The sequence below is a fragment of the Devosia sp. LjRoot3 genome (genome assembly GCF_964252865.1).
In the GTDB taxonomy this organism is placed as follows: domain Bacteria; phylum Pseudomonadota; class Alphaproteobacteria; order Rhizobiales; family Devosiaceae; genus Devosia.
Map to the genome: position 1 here is coordinate 21,491 of NZ_CAXUPK020000002.1, position 18,012 is coordinate 39,502.

The 18,012-nt window shown below is 62.2% G+C and carries 18 protein-coding genes; 8 read left to right on the top strand and 10 right to left on the bottom strand.

Going from position 1 to position 18,012, the window contains the following annotated elements:
• Window positions 1-28 precede the first annotated feature (28 nt).
• From ACSQ2A_RS07135 to ACSQ2A_RS07145, 3 genes are all read left to right on the top strand, one after another.
• Window positions 29-634 (top strand): TRAP transporter small permease subunit, encoded by a 606-nt coding sequence (locus ACSQ2A_RS07135; RefSeq protein ID WP_295414665.1) that lies wholly within the window; start codon window positions 29-31, stop codon window positions 632-634.
• Window positions 631-2,121: a TRAP transporter large permease gene (locus ACSQ2A_RS07140; protein WP_295414663.1), complete on the top strand. Its 1,491-nt coding sequence runs from the start codon at window positions 631-633 to the stop codon at window positions 2,119-2,121. The genes ACSQ2A_RS07135 and ACSQ2A_RS07140 overlap by 4 nt, the downstream gene beginning before the upstream one ends.
• Before the next feature lie 123 nt (window positions 2,122-2,244).
• Window positions 2,245-2,532: a GIY-YIG nuclease family protein gene (locus ACSQ2A_RS07145; protein WP_436071657.1), complete on the top strand. Its 288-nt coding sequence runs from the start codon at window positions 2,245-2,247 to the stop codon at window positions 2,530-2,532.
• Between the two features lie 89 nt (window positions 2,533-2,621).
• On the opposite strand, the gene ACSQ2A_RS07150 is transcribed toward ACSQ2A_RS07145, so the two are convergent.
• Window positions 2,622-3,728, bottom strand: a complete 1,107-nt coding sequence (locus ACSQ2A_RS07150) for a TRAP transporter substrate-binding protein (RefSeq protein WP_436071658.1) — start codon at window positions 3,726-3,728, stop codon at window positions 2,622-2,624.
• 150 nt (window positions 3,729-3,878) lie between these two features.
• Between ACSQ2A_RS07150 and ACSQ2A_RS07155 the strand changes: the two genes are divergently transcribed.
• Window positions 3,879-4,826: a carbohydrate kinase family protein gene (locus tag ACSQ2A_RS07155; RefSeq protein ID WP_436071659.1), complete on the top strand. Its 948-nt coding sequence runs from the start codon at window positions 3,879-3,881 to the stop codon at window positions 4,824-4,826.
• A 67-nt stretch (window positions 4,827-4,893) separates the two neighbouring features.
• A complete protein-coding gene (locus ACSQ2A_RS07160; RefSeq protein WP_436071660.1) occupies window positions 4,894-5,769 on the top strand; it encodes a c-type cytochrome in 876 nt (291 codons plus the stop codon).
• A gap of 33 nt (window positions 5,770-5,802) precedes the next feature.
• On the opposite strand, the gene ACSQ2A_RS07165 is transcribed toward ACSQ2A_RS07160, so the two are convergent.
• The 3 genes from ACSQ2A_RS07165 to ACSQ2A_RS07175 all read right to left on the bottom strand — a co-directional run bounded on the left by ACSQ2A_RS07165 (window position 5,803) and on the right by ACSQ2A_RS07175 (window position 7,914).
• Complete coding sequence (locus ACSQ2A_RS07165) at window positions 5,803-6,654, bottom strand: fumarylacetoacetate hydrolase family protein (RefSeq protein WP_436071661.1); 852 nt, start codon at window positions 6,652-6,654, stop codon at window positions 5,803-5,805.
• Window positions 6,655-6,742: 88 nt separating this feature from the next.
• Entirely contained in the window at window positions 6,743-7,177 is a 435-nt protein-coding gene (locus ACSQ2A_RS07170) for an RbsD/FucU family protein (protein WP_295414654.1), read from the bottom strand.
• Window positions 7,178-7,194: 17 nt separating this feature from the next.
• Entirely contained in the window at window positions 7,195-7,914 is a 720-nt protein-coding gene (locus ACSQ2A_RS07175; RefSeq protein WP_436071662.1) for a GntR family transcriptional regulator, read from the bottom strand.
• A gap of 138 nt (window positions 7,915-8,052) precedes the next feature.
• Between ACSQ2A_RS07175 and ACSQ2A_RS07180 the strand changes: the two genes are divergently transcribed.
• Window positions 8,053-9,603, top strand: a complete 1,551-nt coding sequence (locus ACSQ2A_RS07180; protein WP_436071663.1) for a UxaA family hydrolase — start codon at window positions 8,053-8,055, stop codon at window positions 9,601-9,603.
• A gap of 128 nt (window positions 9,604-9,731) precedes the next feature.
• On the opposite strand, the gene ACSQ2A_RS07185 is transcribed toward ACSQ2A_RS07180, so the two are convergent.
• The 3 genes from ACSQ2A_RS07185 to galE all read right to left on the bottom strand — a co-directional run bounded on the left by ACSQ2A_RS07185 (window position 9,732) and on the right by galE (window position 13,287).
• Window positions 9,732-10,886: an SGNH/GDSL hydrolase family protein gene (locus ACSQ2A_RS07185; RefSeq protein ID WP_436071664.1), complete on the bottom strand. Its 1,155-nt coding sequence runs from the start codon at window positions 10,884-10,886 to the stop codon at window positions 9,732-9,734.
• Window positions 10,887-11,097: 211 nt separating this feature from the next.
• Window positions 11,098-12,291: a lytic murein transglycosylase gene (locus tag ACSQ2A_RS07190; protein ID WP_436071665.1), complete on the bottom strand. Its 1,194-nt coding sequence runs from the start codon at window positions 12,289-12,291 to the stop codon at window positions 11,098-11,100.
• 9 nt (window positions 12,292-12,300) lie between these two features.
• Window positions 12,301-13,287, bottom strand: coding sequence for a UDP-glucose 4-epimerase GalE (gene galE, locus ACSQ2A_RS07195; protein ID WP_295414646.1), 987 nt, complete (start codon window positions 13,285-13,287; stop codon window positions 12,301-12,303).
• 106 nt (window positions 13,288-13,393) lie between these two features.
• On the opposite strand from galE, the gene galU reads away from it, so the two are divergent.
• Window positions 13,394-14,278, top strand: a complete 885-nt coding sequence (gene galU / locus ACSQ2A_RS07200; RefSeq protein ID WP_436071666.1) for a UTP--glucose-1-phosphate uridylyltransferase GalU — start codon at window positions 13,394-13,396, stop codon at window positions 14,276-14,278.
• A gap of 6 nt (window positions 14,279-14,284) precedes the next feature.
• Here galU and ACSQ2A_RS07205 read toward each other — a convergent pair whose 3' ends face one another.
• The 3 genes from ACSQ2A_RS07205 to ACSQ2A_RS07215 form a co-directional block, all read right to left on the bottom strand.
• On the bottom strand, window positions 14,285-15,595 hold the full coding sequence (locus tag ACSQ2A_RS07205; protein WP_436071667.1) for a DUF5777 family beta-barrel protein: 1,311 nt from the start codon (window positions 15,593-15,595) through the stop codon (window positions 14,285-14,287).
• Between the two features lie 106 nt (window positions 15,596-15,701).
• Window positions 15,702-16,151 (bottom strand): NfeD family protein, encoded by a 450-nt coding sequence (locus ACSQ2A_RS07210; protein WP_436071668.1) that lies wholly within the window; start codon window positions 16,149-16,151, stop codon window positions 15,702-15,704.
• A gap of 14 nt (window positions 16,152-16,165) precedes the next feature.
• Complete coding sequence (locus tag ACSQ2A_RS07215; protein WP_436071669.1) at window positions 16,166-17,179, bottom strand: SPFH domain-containing protein; 1,014 nt, start codon at window positions 17,177-17,179, stop codon at window positions 16,166-16,168.
• 165 nt (window positions 17,180-17,344) lie between these two features.
• Here ACSQ2A_RS07215 and eda point away from each other — a divergent pair, with 165 nt between their 5' ends.
• On the top strand, window positions 17,345-17,980 hold the full coding sequence (eda, locus tag ACSQ2A_RS07220; RefSeq protein ID WP_436071670.1) for a bifunctional 4-hydroxy-2-oxoglutarate aldolase/2-dehydro-3-deoxy-phosphogluconate aldolase: 636 nt from the start codon (window positions 17,345-17,347) through the stop codon (window positions 17,978-17,980).
• The last annotated feature ends 32 nt before the right edge of the window (window positions 17,981-18,012 follow it).

The window sequence follows — 18,012 nt, forward strand, 5'->3', positions numbered from 1 at the left end:
GCTTACGAACGACAGGGGAGGGTCGGGCGTGTCATTTGCCTTGCGTGTCACGAGGGTGATCGACGAGATCAGCCGCCGGGTGGGACTGGTCGCGGTGTGGCTGGTGCTGTTCTCGGCCCTGGTCAGCGCCTTCAACGCCGTTTTCCGCTATTCGGTTAGCGCCATGATCTCGCTTGAGCGCAGCATTGGCGGCGGCGTTTTTGGCGGCATGGTCTGGATCTATACCAACTATTCCAACGTGCTCTCCGAGAGTGTCTGGTACATGTTCGGCGGCATGGTGATGCTCGGCGGCGCCTGGACGCTGAAGATGAACGAGCATGTGCGGGTTGACCTGCTCTATGGCGCGGTGAGCGAACGCACGCGCACCTGGATCGACCTTCTGGGTGGGCTCTTTTTCCTGATGCCGCTCTGTATCTTGCTGATCTATTTCACCTGGCCATGGTTTGTGCAGGCCTGGGTGCAGAACATCACCTCCAATGCCGCGGGCGGGCTGCCGCGCTGGCCGGTACGGCTGATGCTGCCGGTTGGTTTTGCCGTGCTGATGCTGCAGGGCATTGCCGAGATCATCAAATGCATCCTGGCGCTGACCACCAATTACGTCCGCGAATTCGCCTATGAGAAACCCGTCCAATGATCGATCTTATTCGCGAGAACATGGCGCCGATCCTGTTTGGCGGGCTGGTGCTGTTCCTGCTCATCGGCTATCCCGCCGCCTTTTCGCTGGCGGCGGTGGGGCTTTTTGGTGGGCTCGTTGCCATCGAGCTGGGGCTGATCGCCCCCACTTTCCTCGGTAACCTCACCTATCAGCTCTATGGCGTGCTCTCGAACGAGCTGCTGCTGGCTATTCCGTTCTTCACCTTCATGGGTGTCATTCTCGAAAAGAGTGGGCTGGCCGAAGATCTGCTCGATGGGTTCGGGCAGCTCTTTGGCGGTATTCGCGGCGGGCTTTCCTATGCCGTGATCATTGTCGGCGCGATCCTGGGGGCCATTACCGGCACGGTGGCGGCTTCGGTGATCGCCATGGGCCTGATCTCGCTGCCGGTGATGATGCGCTATGGCTATAATGTCAGGCACGCGACCGGCGTCATTGCGGCCTCGGGCACCATTACCCAGCTCATTCCGCCTTCGCTGGTGCTGATAGTTCTGGCCGACCAGCTACAGCGCTCTCCGGGCGAAATGTATATCGGGGCGACGGGTGCTTCGATCGTCCAGGTTTTGCTCTTTATGGGCTGGGTCTTTATCCTCTCCATCATCCGGCCCGAACACGTGCCGGCGCTGCCGCCCGAGGCACGGACGCTGCGCGGCTGGCCGCTCTGGGCCAAGATCATCCGCGGCACGGTGCCGTCGCTGGCGCTGATTTTTATCGTGCTCGGCACGATCCTCCTCGGGCTGGTGACGCCGACGGAAGCCGGGGCCATGGGCGTTGTGGGCGCCATGTTGCTGGCCTGGATGAACGGACGCCTGCGCTGGAAGGTGACCTGGGATGGCATGGTCTCCACCATGCGCCTGACGGCCATGGTGGTTTTCATCCTGCTGGGCGCGCGCGTCTTCACGCTGGTGTTCCAGGGCGTGGGCGGCGGTCACTGGATCGAGGAATTGCTGTCGAACCTGCCGGGCGGGGTCGTGGGCTTCCTGATCTTCGTCAATATCTTCGTTTTTATCCTGGCGTTCTTTCTCGACTTTTTCGAGATCGCCTTCATCGTCATTCCGCTGTTGGCGCCGGTGGCGGATTCGCTCGGGATCGACCTTGTTTGGTTCGGCGTGATGATCTGCGCGAATATGCAGACGAGCTTCATGCATCCGCCGTTTGGGTTTGCGCTCTTCTATCTGCGGGGCATCGTGCCGCGCGACAAGGTGAAGACGACTGATATCTATATGGGCGCGATCCCTTGGTTGGTGTTGCAGTTGATCCTGGTGGGCCTCTTGATCGCCTTCCCGGAACTGGTGACCTTCTTCCTCGACAAGGGGCCGGAGGTGGATATCAATTCGGTAGAGATCGTGCTGCCGCCGGTTGGCGGGGGCGAGGTGACGACGCCGAGTTTCACCGCACCGCCGCCTCCGAGTTTTGGCGCGCCGCCTGCGCCGACGTTTGAGACGCCACCGGCGCCGAGTTTTAATTGAGCAGGAAGTGAAGAGCCCTCGGGTCAAGCCCGAGGGTGACGAATGTGGGTATTGGATTCGGCCTCCTCTAGCAGGCCGTCATCCTCGGGCTTGACCCGAGGACGTTGCACTTCGGGGGGGCGTATGGGCGGATATGTCTACATACTCGCCGATTTTCGGCGCGGACGGACCTATATCGGCGTCACCAATGACCTTGTCCGTCGCGTCTACGAGCACCGCGAGGGCGTCGTCGCTGGCTACACGAAGAAGAACAAGATCAAGCGGCTGGTCTATTTTGAGGAGCACCACGAGATCGAGGCTGCCATTCAGCGGGAGACCTCAATGAAGCGATGGTACCGGCAATGGAAGGAGACGCTGATCGAGGAGGAGAATCCTGATTGGCGCGATCTGTGGGACGAGATCGTCAAGTGAAGAGCCCTCGGGTCAAGCCCGAGGGTGACGAGCAGTGGGGAACAAATACCCCGGGCGCGAGCCCGGGGTTCTGCATTCAGGTGACAAAATCAGAGCGCGTTGGCGCGCTGTTGGGATTGCATGAAGGCGTCGTAGTTGAGTTCGGCGATCTGGTTCCAGAGGTAGTGGTCCTTGCGGAACGCGGTGATCGAATCCCAGATTGTCTTGAAATGCGGGCTGGAAGCCGACAGTTCAGCATAGGTTTCGTGGGCGGCCTTGAAACTGGCTTCCATGATTTCAGGGCTGAAGGGACGGAGCTGCGCGCCGGCGGCCACCAGTTTCTTGATGGCGGTGGGGTTCACATAGTCGTACTTGGCGAGCATGTCGGCGCTGGTGGCCTGGCAGGCGGTTTTCAGCAGCGACTGGTAATTGGCCGGAAGCTCTTCGAACTTGGTCTTGTTGATGAGCGCGTGGACGGTCGGGCCACCTTCCCACCAGCCGGGATAGTAGTAATAGGGCGCGACCTTCTGGAAGCCGAGCTTTTCGTCGTCATAGGGGCCGACCCATTCGGCCGCGTCGATCGTGCCCTTTTCGAGCGCATTGTAGATTTCCCCGCCCGGCATGGGGGTCGGGATGACGCCGAGCTTGGAGAGAATCGTGCCGGCAAAGCCGACGCGCATTTTGAGGCCCTGCAAATCGGCGACGGAGTTGATTTCCTTGCGGAACCAGCCACCCATCTGTGCTGCGGTATTACCGCAGGGGAAGCCGACGATGTTGTAGTTGGAAAGGAACGCGTTGGTGATGTCGAGGCCACCGCCATAATAATACCAGGCGCTCATGCCGCGGGCATTCAGCGAGAAGGGAATGGCGGCCATGGCGGCCCAGGCGACGTCCTTGCCCGAGAAATAGTAGCCCACAGTATGGGCCATTTCGATCGAGCCTTCGGAAACCGGGTCGACCACTTCGAAGGCGGGGACCAGTTCGCCCGCAGCGAAGACGTCGATGGTGAAATTGCCGTCCGAGGCTTCGTTTACATATTTGGCCAGCGTTTCGCCGCCGCCATAAATGGTGTCGAGGCCGGGCGGGAAGGATGAAGCCAGGCGCCAGGTGATCTTGGGTTGGCTTTGGGCAATGGCCGGCATGGCCAGACCGGTCGACGCAGCAACGGCGCCGGCGCCGACGGCACCGGCCTTGGAAAAGAATTTCCGACGATCCAAAATGATTCTCCCTCAATGGGGCCGGCTATCCTCCTGCCAGCCCTAGATGAAACAATACACGCAGCGACTTGCGAGTAAAGCGCCCGCACGGCTGGCGGGCGGGGGCACGAAAATGCTAAGGGCTCACCCGGAACAGCGAGGGAGAAAAGCATGTTCGTTGTCGGTGGGGAAAGCCTGATCGATCTGGTGCCGGTTTCGTCGGCCCCGGGCGCCGAGCGCCAGGCGATTGCCGGCGGTTCGCCGTTCAATTGTGCGATCGCTCTGGCAAAGCTGGGCAATCCCACCGGGTTCCTGTGCCCGATCAGCCAGGACGAACATGGCGACCTGCTGCTGGCGCCGCTCCAGGCGGCCGGTGTGGACGTGCTGCTCAAGGAGCGCGTGCCGGAGCCGACGACCAAGGCCATCGTCACCTTCAACGAGAAGATGCAGGCAAGCTATGTGTTCGAGCGCGGGGCGGATCACGCTTTTACGCGCGAGGGCCTGCTTGCAGCGCTGCCGGGGCAGGTGGAGCTTTATCAGGTCGGTGGCTTTGCCCCGATTCTTCCTGAAGACGCGGAAAAGTGGATGGCGGTGGTGAAGGCTGCCATCGGGCGCGGCGCGACCATTTCTATCGACATCAATGTGCGCGAAAAGCTGGTGGACGATGAGGATGGCTATCGCCAGCGCCTCTCGGACTTTCTCGATCTGGCCCATGTCATCAAGCTTTCCGAAGAAGACCATGAATGGCTCGAGCCGGGCGTGACCATTGAGGAGCATGCGCAGCTGCTGCTCGATCGGCCCAATTGCGAGCTGGTGGTGGTGACGCTGGGCGAGCATGGCTCGCGCGCTTTTTCCAATGTGGCCAATGCGCAGGCGGGCATTTATGCGCCGCCGGTGTTTGGGGACACCGTGGGCGCGGGCGATAGCCTGATGGCGGGCATTCTCACCTGGCTCAACGAAACCGGCGCGCTGAAACTTGGGAAGCTGGGCACGCTCGATGCGGCAGCGCTGCGAACAACTTTGCGCTTTGGCGCCGTGGTCGCTGGGCTCAATTGCGCTGAAAAGGGCTGCAAGCCCCCCACGCGCGCCCAGGTGGATGCTGTCCTCGCAAGCAGTTGACCGGTTCCGGCGTTGCGGTTTCCTCCTGGCTCTGGTGTGATCGCGCCGCGCCAGTCGGGGAAGTGTGATGAAGAAGCGTTGGATTGGTTTGGTCGTTGTCGCCCTGGTGGGCGCGGCGACGGCGGTCTATTTCCTCAAGCCGGTGGCGGGCCCCGAGCGGGACCTGACGCTGGTGGGCGATGCGACGCGCGGCGACTATGTGATGCGTTTGGCAGGTTGCGTTGCCTGCCACACCGATGCTGCGGCGGGCGGAATTGAACTGGCCGGCGGGGCGGGGCTCGAAACGGCTTTTGGCACCTTCGTGCCGCCCAATATTACTTCCGACCCGAAGGCCGGTATCGGCACCTGGACGCTGGAGCAGTTTTCGGACGCGCTCAGCAATGGCATGGGGCCGCAGGGGCATCTCTATCCGGCCTTCCCCTATGAAAACTATGCGCTGATGAGCGACCAGGATGTGGTCGATCTCTATGCGGCGCTGATGAAGACCCAGCCGTCTCCGGCCCCGGCAGCCGAAAGTTCGGTGCCGTTTCCGTTCAATGTGCGGCTGATCATGGCTGGGTGGAAGAATCTCTTTTTCTCGCCGCGCCGGTTCGAGCCCGAAGCGGGGAAGGACGAGGTCTATAATCGCGGCAAATATCTCGCCATGGGGCCGGCGCATTGCGTTGCCTGCCATACGCCGCGCAATGCGCTTGGGGCGCTCGAATGGGATCAGGCCTTTGCAGGCTCGCCCGGGGGCACGGGTGGCAAGGCTCCGCCATTGACGCGCGAAGCACTGGTCGCGGAGGGGTACGACGTGGCGATGCTGGCGCAGACGCTGAAGGACGGCTTTACGCCGGGGTTTGACGTGCTCGGCGGGCCGATGGGCGAGGTGATCGCGGATTCGACCTCGTTCTGGACGGACGAGGATCTGAATGCGGTGGCGACGTATCTGATGGCGGAATGAAAAAGGCCCTCCTGTAAGAGGGCCTTTTGGAGATCAGGCGCTGTAGGCCTTCACGTTCTGCTTCTGCTCGCCGAGGCCTTCGATGCCCAGGTGCATGACATTGCCGGGTTTGAGCCAGACCGGCTCGGGCTTGATGCCCATGCCGACGCCGGGAGGGGTGCCGGTGGTGATCACGTCGCCGGGCTGCAGGCTCATGAACTGGCTGACATAGGAGACGACCTTGGCGACGCCGAAGATCATCGTCTTGGTGGAGCCGTTCTGGTAGCGGTGGCCGTCGACTTCGAGCCACATGGAGAGGTTCTGCGGATCGGCGACTTCGTCCTTTGTGACGAGCCAGGGGCCGATGGGCCCAAAGGTGTCGGCGCCCTTGCCCTTGTCCCAGGTGCCGCCGCGTTCGGTCTGGAAGTGGCGCTCGGAGACGTCGTTGCAGACGCAATAGCCGGCGACGTGGTCGAAGGCATCGGCCTCTTCGACATAGCGGGCTTCCTTGCCGATGACGATGGCCAATTCGACTTCCCAATCGGGCTTGATGGCGTTCTTGGGGATGATGACATCGTCATTGGGGCCGATGATGGCGCTGGTGGCCTTCATGAAGATGATCGGCTCGGCCGGGATCGGCGCGCCGGTCTCCGCGGCGTGGTCGGCATAGTTGAGGCCGATGCAGATGAACTTGCCGACATTGGCGACGCAGGGGCCGATGCGTTCGGACGCGTCGAGCTTGGGCAGGAGGTCGATGTCGGTCGCAGCGATCTTTGCGAGGCCCTCCGGCAGCAGGGTCGCGCCGCCGATATCGGCGACGACGCCGGAAAGGTCACGAATGGAACCATCCCTAGCGATGATGGCGGGCTTTTCCGACCCTTTTGGGCCAACGCGAAGCAGTTTCATGGGGCAGGGCTCCTCTTTCTCTGGCCTCGCTGATAGAGGCTAACATGTTAGTCTGTCGAGTGCGACTTTCGCCGATCCCGTTCGCTTGTCAGGATTTTGGGCGGATGATGCCCTTCTTGAGCAGGATATTGCCGTAGAGGCGGGTTTCCCCGGACTGGATGACGGCGGCGGCCTTCTTGGCGCGGTCGTAGAAGGCGAAGCGCTCCACGGTCGAAAAGTGCATCGCCGGCTCGTGGCGCGTGATGATCTCCTGGAAGTCGTCGTAGATGGGCTGGCGGGCATGGGGATCGCCGACGACGGCCATGCCGATGGCGGCCTGATCGACAAAATCATCGAGCGGCATGACGGTGAGCACGGCATCGAGCAGGTCGGTGGCCGAAATGCCGTCGGCGCGGTGGACCTGGGGCCCAAGGAATTCAGCGGGGAAATTGGCGTCGGCAATGACGATCTCGTCGCCATGGCCCATGGCGCGCAGGGTGGCGAGGAGTTCCGGGCCGAGCAGCGGCGGAATGTTTTTCAGCATTTTGGTCTCCAGAGGGATCAGCCGAAGGGGAAATAATCGGCGTCGAGCACGGTTTCGGCGCCGTCGGCAAAAATGCCGGGATTGTCCTGGGCGAAGGCAAAAAGCTCGACCATGACGGCGTCGATATGGGCGCGGATGGCGGCAATGGCCTGGGGCGTGTCGCCGGCGACGATGCCGTCGAGAATCGCCTGGTGTTCGGCGATGGTCAAAGCGAGGCGGCGCGGGGTGATGATCATGCGGCGGGCGCGGTCGAGATTGGCGCGGGCCTTGTCGATGATCGCCTTGACCTTAGTCATGCGCATGGTGCGGAAGATGATGTCATGGAAGGCGACGTCGATCTGGTGAAAGGTTTCGGCATCGTCGCGGGCGGCGGCATCGCGCTGCTCGGCCATATTGGCGTGCAGCGCCTCGATCACCTCGGCATCGTGCTTGCCGATGAGAACGCGCAGGGCCTCGCTTTCTAGGCCTTTGCGGATCAGCATGTATTCGCGGACATCGGCGATCTTTACGAGCGACACGGTCGAGCCGCGCTGGGGGGCGATGTCGACAAGGCCTTCTTCAGCAAGGCGCGCAAAGGCTTCGCTGACCGGGAAGCGGGACACTTCGAACTGGGCGCAGATGGCCGACTTGTCGAGGACCGCTCCGGGCGGCAAGGCCAGGGTGACGATGGCCTGACGCAAGGCCTGGGTGACCTCGGCGGTCACATTGCCGCGCGTCAGGGTCGGAGGCCGTGTCAAAAAAGAATAGGAACTTGTATGGTTGTTCATGCTAACATGTTAGTTAGTGTGCAGCCGTACCGCAATGGCCCCAATCTGACTGCGATGCGGAACGGCGTAAAGCACGAGTTGAGACCCCATACCGCCGGAATGACGCCGATGTCCGAGACCATGACCCGCCCGCAAGGCAAGACCCTGACGCTCAATAGCGCCGACAATATCGCCGTGGCGCTGGCCAATCTCGATGTCGGCACGGAAACGGCGCAGGGCGTTTCCATCGTCCGGCGCGTGCCGCGCGGGCACAAGTTTTCGGTGCGTCCGATTGCGGCGGGTGAGGCGATTGTCAAATTCGGGCAGATCATCGGCTTTGCCAAGGAAGGCATTCCGGCCGGCGATTGGGTGCATGAGCATAATTGCGGCATGGGCGGGCCGGACGGCACGCTGGAGCATGACTATGCTTTTGCCCAGGGCGTGGTGCCGGTCGAGTTTCTGACTGGCGCCAATCAGGCGACGTTCCAGGGTTTCCGCCGGTCCAACGGCAAGGTGGGGACGCGCAACTATATCGGTATCCTGACCTCGGTGAATTGTTCGGCGACCGTGGCAAAATTCATGGCGCAGGCGATCAATAATTCGGGCGTTTTGGACGACTATCCCGAGATCGACGGCATCATTCCGTTCGTGCATGGCACCGGTTGCGCCATGGACAACCAGGGTGAGGGCTATCAGATCCTGCGGCGCACGCAGTGGGGTTATACGGCCAATCCAAATCTCGGGGCGGCGCTGCTGGTTGGCCTGGGCTGCGAAGTGTTCCAGATCGAGCGGATGAAGCAGTCCTATGGCATGACGGAAACGGATACGTTCCGCACCATGACCATTCAGGAGATCGGCGGCACGGCCAAGATGATCGAATGGGGTGTCGAAAAAATCAAGGAAATGCTGCCGATCGCCGCCAAGGCGCGGCGCGAGACCATTCCGGCTTCGGAACTGACGCTGGCGCTGCAATGCGGTGGTTCGGATGGCTATTCGGGGATTACGGCTAATCCGGCGCTCGGTGTTGCGGCCGATATTCTGGTGCGCAATGGCGGCACGGCGATCCTGTCGGAAACGCCGGAGATTTATGGCGCCGAGCATTTGCTTACCCGCCGCGCGGTCAATCGCGAAGTCGGCGAAAAACTGATTTCGCGTATCAAGTGGTGGGAGGATTATACCCAGCGCAATGGTGGCGAGATGAACAACAACCCCTCGCCGGGCAACAAGGCGGGCGGGCTGACCACCATCCTTGAAAAGTCGCTGGGTGCGGCCGCCAAGGGCGGCACGTCGCCACTGACGGCGGTCTATGAATATGCCGAGCCGGTCAATGAGAAGGGCTTTGTGTTCATGGATACCCCCGGCTTCGATCCGGTTTCTGCGACGGGACAGGTGGCGGGTGGCGCCAATATTCTGGCATTCACGACCGGGCGCGGCTCGGCCTATGGCTGCAAGCCGGTGCCGTCGATCAAGCTCGCCACCAATTCCGAGCTTTATGGCCGCATGACTGACGATATGGACGTCAATTGCGGGGATATCGTCGAGGGCGTTTCCATCGAGGACAAGGGGCAGGAGATTTTCGATCTCATGCTGCGCGTTGCCTCGGGCGAGCAGACCAAGTCGGAAAAGCTTGGCTATGGGGACAATGAATTTGTGCCCTGGCAGGTTGGGGCGGTGATGTAGGGCCCCGTCCTTACCCGATAGCCCACTCGATCACGGTGTCATTCCCGCGAAAGCGGGAATCTCCGTTACGGACGATCAAAGAGAGATTCCCGCTTTCGCGGGAATGACGCCGAGCGGGAGGTAGCGAGCTACTGCTCGCCTTCGTTTGCCGGTTCGGCGCTGGGGTCGATGCCGACGCCAAAAGCGTCGACGCGGCCGATTGGGGCGGCCATCAGCTGCTCTAGTGAGAAGCCGGTGTCCGAAGCTGGCTGCGGCGCGGCCACAAGCAGGTCGGCGGCGCGCTGCGGGGCGCGGCTGATCGGGACGACGGCGCCCGCGACTTCGAGCAGGCGCGTCTGGCCCTGGCCCTGATAGGGCGGGCGGAGCATGGCTGCTGCATCGGTGCCGAGGAGGGGGTCGGCTACGGCAACGGTGATGCCGCCGCCACGATAGAAGGTGCGGATGGACTGGCTGATATAGAAAGCCAGCTTGTCGGCGCCGGCGGTCGAGAAATGGATGCCGTCATCCTTGCGCATGCGGGCGTTCTGGCCGTTCACGTCGGGGCCTTGGGACGAATATTTGCCGTCTTCGCCTAGAAAACGCTCGTAGATATCGAGATATTCGGCGCCGCCCGAAAAGGCGGCCATCTTGAAGAGGGCGCTGATCTGGCTCATGGCGGCGGAATATTCCGATTTCGACATGGGTGGCAGGCCGACCCAGATCACCGGTTTTCGGGCGCTGCGCAATTGGCCGAGGAAGCTGTTGAGGCGGGCCTGATAGGCGGCAGTCCATTCCGGTGTGAGGGAATTGTATGAGGCGCCGCCGACCCTGATTTCCTGTCGGTCATTGACGCCGATGATGACGATAGCGAGATCAAAACTGTCGGCGGCGATCTGTTCGCCGATGGTCTTGTTCCAGTCAAAATAGTCGTCGCGCACGAAGCCCGAGGAGCCGACGCCCTGGTTGAGGACCAGGAGATTTGGGTCTTCGGCGTAAAAGCGTTCGAGCGCCTTGGCGAGGTCGACGGCGAGGGAATCGCCGAAGACGGCGAGGCGCGTGGCGTTCTCGGCTTTTTCCACCTGCGGCTTTGGCGGGGGCAGGGCGGCGGGGGCGGCCTGGCGCGGCTGGGTCTGCTGCACCGGGGGCGGGACCTGCTGAGGTTCGTCTCCGAAGAGAACGTCGAACAGGGTGCGGCGCTTCTGCTGTTGGGCGACCTCGATGCGGGTTTCTGCCTGCGCGAAAGCCGGCGCCACTTCCACGGTGGCGAAGAGGGCAATCAGCAAAAGGGCAAAAATACGCTTCATGGCACGGTCCGAAATCTTCTTCCGGTCTAGGGTTTGAGTATTTCACGTGATGACGGGCTGCAAACGCCGATTTTCTGCGCTTCCGGTGCTCACGTACCAAACGTACGCTGCGCGCCGGTTCTCGAAAACCGACGCTTTCGCCTCGTCCTGACGTGAAACCCTCCAAACCCTAACAGACAGAGGTCAACAAAACCATGCGCTCGCCATGGCGTTACCGTGTGGCTGAGGCCAGTGCCTCGGCCGCGGCGCGCGTAACAAAACCGTCGGCGATCTCGCCGCGGGCGGCCTGGAAGCGGGCATAGGCGGCCTGGGTAATCGGGCCGAGACGACCATCAACGGCGCCGTCATAGAGCCCGAGTGCCTTGAGCGACTGCTGGATCGACTGGCGCTGGGCAATATTGGGGAAGGCAGTATCGCGCGGCCAGGGCGTGACGTAACCGCCGCCGCCCTTGAGGCGATCCGTCAGATGGGCGACCGCCATGGCGTAGCTGTCCGAGAAATTATAGCCCTTCAGGACCAGATAATTGCCGGTCATCAGGAATTTGGGGCCGGTATGGCCGGTCGGGACGTAGAGGAAGACCAGGGTATTGGGATTGGCGAAGGGACGGCCGGAGACGCGGGTTATGCCGCGTTCGGCGAAGAAGCTGATGGGGCGGGGCTGGTCGCGGGTGGCGAGGAGGTAGTCGAAGTTTTGGGGGACATCCACCTCAAAACCCCAATCCATGCCGGGCTGATAGCCGAGGTCGAGCAGGAATTTGGCCGAGGTGGCGAGCGCATCGGCGAGGGAATTGTGGAGGTCCACGCGGCCGTCGCCATCTCCGTCGGCGCCATGGGCGATGACATTGGTGGGGTTGACCTGCAGGTGACCGATGGCGCCGGCCCAGGAGCCGATGGGGGAGGTGCCGCCGTTGCGTTCAGCAAGGCGCAGGGCGGCGAAGAAATCGGCCTTGTCTTCGGCATAACGGCTGCGGTGCTGGAAGGTGACAGTTGCCAGCGAGCGGACGATGGGGCGGATCAGGTCGGCATTGCCGAGGACGGCACCATAATCGGTCTCGATGCCCCAGATGGCGCCGAGGAGATAGGGATCGACGCCAAAGTGCTGGCCCACGGTTGAAAAGAGCTGGGCGTTGCGCTCGAGGGCGGCCTGGCCGCGGGAGATGCGGCCGGAATTGACGCGGGTTTCGATATAGTCCCAGACCGGGGTGGTGAATTCAGGCTGGGTTTCGACGAGTTTTGGGACACGCGGATCGGGCGTGAGGCCCGTTGTCAGCGCGTCATAGGCTGAGGCGCTGACGCCCGATGCGACAGCCTCGGGTTTGAGGCTCGCCAGAAAACCGGAAAAGTCGGACTGCGCCAGTGCCGGGCTGGTCATCAGCAAGACGAGCAGGGCGGCGAAGGGGCGCATAGAAAAACCTCAGCGGTTGCGGGTCATCAGATGGCGTTCCCAGGCATAGGCGGTTTCGACGATTTCGTTGAGATCGTCATGCTGGGGCTTCCAGCCAAGGAGAGCGCGGACCTTCTGGCCGGTCGCGGTGATCGAGGCGGGGTCGCCCGCGCGACGCGGGCCTTCATCGGCGCGGAAATTGATGCCCGAGACTTTTCGGACGGTCTCGACCACTTCGCGCACGGAATAGCCCTGGCCATAGGCGCAGTTGAGCGTGGTGCTTTCGCCGCCTTTTCGCAGATGGTTGAGCAAGAGGGCGTGGGCGGCGATCAGGTCGGTAACGTGGATATAGTCGCGCACGCAGGTGCCGTCGGGCGTTTCGTAGTCGGTGCCAAAGATGTCCATCTTTTCGCGCTGGCCGAGCGCGGTCTGGCAGGCGACCTTGATGAGGTGGGTGGCGAGCGGGGTCGACTGGCCCGAACGTTTTTGTGGGTCGGCACCGGCGACGTTGAAATAGCGCAGCACGCCAAAGGTGATGGGGTGCGCTGCGGCCACGTCGGCCAGCATCCACTCGGTCATGAGTTTGGAGCGGCCATAGGGCGACATCGGGTTGAGGGGGGTGTCTTCCACCACGGGTGCGAGGCCGGTCATCCCGTAAACGGCGGCGGTCGAGGAGAAGATGAAGTGCTTGACGCCGCCCTTGACGGCTGCCTCGATAAGATTGCGCGAGGTGGCGGTGTTGTTGGCGTAATATTTTAGCGGATTGGTTACCGATTCAGGAACGACAATCGAACCGGCGAAATGAATGATTTCGGTGATGCCGTATTTTTCGATAAGGCTGACGACGAAGTCGATATCGCCTGCATTGCCTTGTACAAATTGTGCCCGGCCGTCTATGGCCCAGTCGAAGCCCGTGACCAGATTGTCGAGGACAACCACGTCCTGTCCGGCATCGGCCAGATTGAGAACCATGTGGCTGCCGATGTAACCTGCTCCACCTGTGACCAAAACCGTCATTGGCCGTACTCCCGCCGCAAAAGCCCTTTTGTTGTGCAAGGATATGTAACAGATGTCGATTTAGGTCTACGCCTAAGTTCCGAATAACCAAGCAAGGGAATAATCCGTGTCCAAACGCGTCCGCACTGCCGTCTTTCCTGTCGCCGGCCTGGGAACCCGTTTCCTGCCTGCCACCAAGGCGATGCCGAAGGAGATGCTGACCGTGGTGGACCGGCCGCTGATCCAATATGCGGTGGATGAGGCGCGCGAGGCAGGGATCGAGCATTTCGTTTTCGTCACTGGCCGCAACAAGGGCGTCATCGAGGACCATTTCGATCGTCAGTTCGAGCTCGAAACGACGCTGGAAGTGCGCGGCAAGGACGAAGCCCTGCGCGAACTCCAGAAGGATCTGCCTTCTGCCGGACGCACCAGCTTTACCCGCCAGCAGGAGCCGCTTGGCCTGGGGCACGCGGTCTGGTGTGCCAGGGATATCGTTGGGGACAATCCCTTCGCGCTGCTGTTGCCGGACATGCTCTTCAAGGGTGAGCCGGGCGTCCTGAAGCAAATGATGGATGCCTATGAGGAAACCGGCGGCAATGTCATCGCGGTGGAAGAAGTGCCGCATGACGAGGTCTCGTCCTATGGCGTCATCGGGCGTGGCGAGGGGCCGGATACGGGTTTCAAGCTGACGGAGATGGTGGAAAAGCCGAAGAAGGAAGACGCGCCCTCGAACCTGATCATTTCGGGCCGCTATATCCTGCAGCCGGAAATCTTCTCGCTGCTGGCCGAACAGACCAAGGGCGCGGGCGGGGAAATCCAGCTCACCGACGCCATGCAAACCCTGATGCACCAGCAGAGTTTTACCGGCGTCAAATATGTCGGCAAGAGCTTTGACTGCGGCTCGAAGATCGGCTTCCTGACGGCAAACGTCGTCTACGCGCTGGAGCGTGACGACATTCGCCCCGGCTTTATTCGGGAACTGCGCAAGCTCGACCTCGAAGAGCAGCTCTGAGCGCGATCAACGCGCGATCGTGACGCCCAGGCTCACCTGATGGGTCTGGGTGTTGCCGTTGGAATTGTCGGTATTGCCGTAGCCGTAATCGGCATTCAGGCTCGTATGGGCATTGAAGACATAGTCGGCGCCTGCGCCGAGACCGAGGCGGCGCTCGGTGGTACCGGTGCCGACGAGTTCGGAATTGCTCCAATTGGCCGAGGCGCGCAGGCGCAGCCAGGTGTTGACCGTGTATTGGGCACTGGTGGATGCGGTGTACTGGATACGGGCATTGCCCGGATTGTCAGCGCCGGCCGGGGCCAGCGCGGTTTCGAGGCCGGCAGTCACTGTCACCGTTGAATCAGGCGTATAGCTGATTTCGGCGCCATAGAGCTGGGCGCGGATGGCGCCGAGCGTGGCTTCGTCAAAGATGCGTTCGCCGATGCCGACCGAGGCATTGGCCGACCAGATATTGTTCCACTGGCCGGCGACACCGGCGCGCAGCGAGCGGTTGGTGGCGTTGGGATAGGTGCCGAGGCTGGCCGTCGGCGAATCGAAAATGTCGCGCTGCACTTCGCCTTCCCCAAAAACCTCGAGAATGGGCGTGATCTGGTAGCCGAGCCGGAGATTGGTGCTGGCGGCCCAGTAGTTCTGCTCGGAATTGTCGGTGAGGCCGGTATCGGTGCGGTTGGTCGGGCCATAGGAGGTGCGCTGCACGCCGGCGCCGAGCCCGAGATTGAACCTTCCGAACTGGCGTGTGACGCCGACCTCGGCGCCGCCGGTGAAGACCTGCGGCGGGGTGATGATCGAGGGCGAGAGGCCAGCTGTGCCCGGCAGGTCCTGGGTGAGGCCGATATTGGCGGAGGCCGAGGCGGTGGTGACCGAATCGATCGGCGCGGAGCCTGAAATGGACAGGGTACCCGAGGCGAGGGTCGGCAGGTTCTGGCCGCCGGTCTTGGCGATATCGGCGCTGCCATCGACCACGATAGTGGCGATGCCGCCAGCATGGGTATAGCTGAAGCGCGGCAAGAGGTGGGTGACGAAACTGCCCGTGCCGTTGGAATTGAGATAGGTGCCGCGCAGGCCGATGGACCAGTCGAGCGGGGCGCTTTCGCTCGTTTCGGGGCCAACTGCAAATTCGGGCGGGACTGGCTGGGCCGGGTAAACGCCCGGCCGGAGGCGGGCATTGGCCAGGGTCGGGTCGGAAACGGTCTGGCGCGTGGGCGCGGTGACACTGGCGGAGGTGGTCTCGTCAACCGGATCGGTCGCAACCAAGGCAGGCGCAGCAAAAGCCGTGCCGGCCATGAGGCCGACAACCAGGCCCAGGGCCAGGCTCATGGTGTGCTGCGACAAAGGCAAACCGCGCTCCGAAAGGACTGGGGGCGGACAGGTGCCCCGCGCGCGATCCTTTCAGCTTATGGTTAACGAATGCTTGCCTTGTGTTTCAAATCGCTTCGACAAGCAGGACCGCACCTTCGCTACCGACTATGCGGATGCGTTGTCCCGCCGGCAGGTCAGGGCCGGAAATGCGCCAGATGGTATCGCCCAGGGTCAGGCGGCCAAAACCACCGGCAATGGGCTGTTCGAGCACGGCTTCGTGGCCGACGAAACTGTCGCCGCGGCGGTTGAGATAGGGGCGGTCGGACTGGCGGGGGCGGCTGCGACTCCAGCGTGTCCAGAGGACGATGGCGACCAGGGCCAGGACGCCGAACATCAGCCACTGGAAGGGCCAGGCGATCGGCTGGAACAGGACCACCAGCCCGGTGATCAGCCCGGCGATGCCCAACCAGAGGAGATAACCGCCAGGCACGACGAGCTCGAGCGAGAGGAGAATGAGCCCGGCGATGATCCAGGCCCAGGGGGCGTTGGCGGCGAGGAACTCGATGAGCACCATGGATCGCCCCTCGGTTAGAACTGGCCGGGTTCGCGCGGCGGCTGGCCGGCCGTGGGCGGACGCGACGTCGGGCGGGCAGTTGCCGTCGGGCCGCCGCCGCCAAAAGCTTCGCGGGCGATTTCGCCAATGCCGCTAATGGCGCCGATGACGCTCGATGCTTCGACCGGCAGCATCAGCACCTTCTGGTTGGGCGAGGTCGCGATCTTGCCCAGTGCCTCGATGTAGTTGTTGGCGACGAAATAGTTGATGGCCTGGACATTGCCCGAGGCGATGGCGTCGGAAACCATCTGGGTGGCCCTGGCTTCGGCCTCGGCGGAGCGTTCGCGCGCCTCGGCATCGCGGAAGGCGGCTTCCTTGCGGCCTTCGGCTTCGAGCACCTGGGCCTGCTTTTCGCCTTCGGCCTTGAGAATGGCGGCCTGGCGGCTGCCTTCGGCTTCGAGAATGGTGGCGCGCTTTTCGCGCTCGGCCTTCATTTGCCGGCCCATGGATTCAACGAGATCCTTGGGCGGATCGATGTCCTTGATCTCGATGCGGGTGATTTTCACGCCCCAGGGCGAAACGGCCGTATCGACGACGCGCAGCAGGCGTTCGTTGATCTCGTCGCGATGGCTCAGAAGCTCATCGAGATCCATCGAACCCATGACCGTACGGATATTGGTCATGGTGAGATTGAGAATGGCGTTTTCGAGATTGGTCACCTCATAGGCGGCCGCTGCAGCATCGAGGATCTGGTAGAAGGTCACGCCATTGGCGGTCACCGTGGCGTTGTCGCGGGTGATGACTTCCTGATGGGGAACGTCGAGCACCTGTTCCATGACATTGATCTTCTTGCCGATCGTGTCGATGAACGGAATGATCAGGTTGAGGCCCGGCTTGAGGGTGCGGGTATATTTGCCGAAGCGTTCGACGGTGTAATTGTAGCCCTGCGGGATGGTCTTGGCGCCGGCAAAGAGCACCAGGATAAGCAGGATGCCGAGGCCGATCAGCGTGACGCTGAGGCCATCGAGAGTGAAGCCGTCGAATTCCATGATGCGATCTCCTCTTGCGGGCCCGGCAATATGTACGGTCGCTCAGCGACATAGGCAACCTTGCATGGTCTCGATGCGCTTTTTTGCGTGGCGGGCTTGCAGGAAAGAGGCCTTGGGCCTAACCCTTCGACGAACTTTTTCGCAGCCTTTTTGGAAGTGATGCTCATGCCGCAGGACGCAAACGCCATTCGTTCCATTCTCTCGCTGGCGCCCGTCGTGCCCGTCATCATCCTCGATGATGTCTCCCAGGCGCGGCCATTGGCCGAGGCGCTGGTGGCCGGCGGTTTGCCGGTGCTGGAAGTAACGCTGCGCACGCCCAATGCGCTGAAGGTCATGGAAGAGATGGCCAAGGTGACCGGCGCCATTGTCGGTTCGGGCACCGTGCGCCATGCCGCGCATATGAAGGCATCGGTCGATGCCGGTTGCCGCTTCATGGTGTCGCCCGGTGCTTCGCCGCGGCTGCTCGATGCGGCAGACGATGTTGCCATTCCGCTGCTGCCGGGGATTGGCACCCCGACGGAAGCCATGGCGGCGGCCGAGCGGGGCTATTCGTTCTTGAAATTCTTCCCGGCCGAAGCGCTGGGTGGCGCGCCGGTTTTGAAGGCCTTTGCCTCGCCGCTGCCCGATATCACCTTCTGCCCGACCGGTGGCATCGACGTGGTCAAGGCCAAGACCTATCTGAGCCTGCCCAATGTCATCTGTGTCGGTGGCAGCTGGATCATGCCGGCCGACGCGCTGGCGAGCGGCGATTTTGCCCGCATCGAAGCACTGGCCAAGGAAGCGAGCGCGCTGAAGGGTTAGTCTTCAAAGACTGGGAGCCGGGATGCGGCACC

Excerpts from the sequence above, each read along its gene's own strand:
- ACSQ2A_RS07140 (WP_295414663.1), top strand. The coding sequence starts at position 631 with ATGATCGATCTTATTCGCGAGAACATGGCGCCGATCCTGTTTGGCGGG.
- eda (WP_436071670.1), top strand. The coding sequence starts at position 17,345 with ATGCCGCAGGACGCAAACGCCATTCGTTCCATTCTCTCGCTGGCGCCC.
- ACSQ2A_RS07155 (WP_436071659.1), top strand. The coding sequence starts at position 3,879 with ATGTTCGTTGTCGGTGGGGAAAGCCTGATCGATCTGGTGCCGGTTTCG.
- ACSQ2A_RS07180 (WP_436071663.1), top strand. The coding sequence starts at position 8,053 with ATGTCCGAGACCATGACCCGCCCGCAAGGCAAGACCCTGACGCTCAAT.
- ACSQ2A_RS07160 (WP_436071660.1), top strand. The coding sequence starts at position 4,894 with ATGAAGAAGCGTTGGATTGGTTTGGTCGTTGTCGCCCTGGTGGGCGCG.
- ACSQ2A_RS07210 (WP_436071668.1), bottom strand. The coding sequence starts at position 16,151 with ATGGTGCTCATCGAGTTCCTCGCCGCCAACGCCCCCTGGGCCTGGATC.
- ACSQ2A_RS07205 (WP_436071667.1), bottom strand. The coding sequence starts at position 15,595 with ATGAGCCTGGCCCTGGGCCTGGTTGTCGGCCTCATGGCCGGCACGGCT.
- ACSQ2A_RS07185 (WP_436071664.1), bottom strand. The coding sequence starts at position 10,886 with ATGAAGCGTATTTTTGCCCTTTTGCTGATTGCCCTCTTCGCCACCGTG.
- galE (WP_295414646.1), bottom strand. The coding sequence starts at position 13,287 with ATGACGGTTTTGGTCACAGGTGGAGCAGGTTACATCGGCAGCCACATG.
- ACSQ2A_RS07190 (WP_436071665.1), bottom strand. The coding sequence starts at position 12,291 with ATGCGCCCCTTCGCCGCCCTGCTCGTCTTGCTGATGACCAGCCCGGCA.
- ACSQ2A_RS07165 (WP_436071661.1), bottom strand. The coding sequence starts at position 6,654 with ATGAAACTGCTTCGCGTTGGCCCAAAAGGGTCGGAAAAGCCCGCCATC.
- ACSQ2A_RS07170 (WP_295414654.1), bottom strand. The coding sequence starts at position 7,177 with ATGCTGAAAAACATTCCGCCGCTGCTCGGCCCGGAACTCCTCGCCACC.
- ACSQ2A_RS07215 (WP_436071669.1), bottom strand. The coding sequence starts at position 17,179 with ATGGAATTCGACGGCTTCACTCTCGATGGCCTCAGCGTCACGCTGATC.
- ACSQ2A_RS07145 (WP_436071657.1), top strand. The coding sequence starts at position 2,245 with ATGGGCGGATATGTCTACATACTCGCCGATTTTCGGCGCGGACGGACC.